At 69.1% G+C, this 223-nt stretch carries 1 pseudogene; it reads left to right on the forward strand.

What is annotated here, in order from left to right:
- Positions 1–223, forward strand: a pseudogene (locus E4K09_RS04080) (tRNA (adenosine(37)-N6)-threonylcarbamoyltransferase complex dimerization subunit type 1 TsaB); the annotation flags it as partial.

The raw sequence follows: 223 nt of genomic DNA on the forward strand, positions 1-223 counted from the left end.
ATCCCCGTGGTGGGCGTGGCCACCCTTTCGGCCTTCCTGGCTCCGCTCATGGTGAACGAACGGCGGGGGCTGTTCACCGCCGCCCTCGACGCCAAGCACGGAAACATCTACCTCCAGGCCATCGCTCCCGGCGGGCGCACCATCATCCCGCCGAGCCTCATGACCTATCGCGACGCGATTCGCGTGCTCGGCTCGGGCCCTCTCCTGATCAGCGGCTCGGCGG

It is taken from the genome of Microvirga pakistanensis (genome assembly GCF_004458765.1).
GTDB classification, from domain to species: domain Bacteria; phylum Pseudomonadota; class Alphaproteobacteria; order Rhizobiales; family Beijerinckiaceae; genus Microvirga; species Microvirga pakistanensis.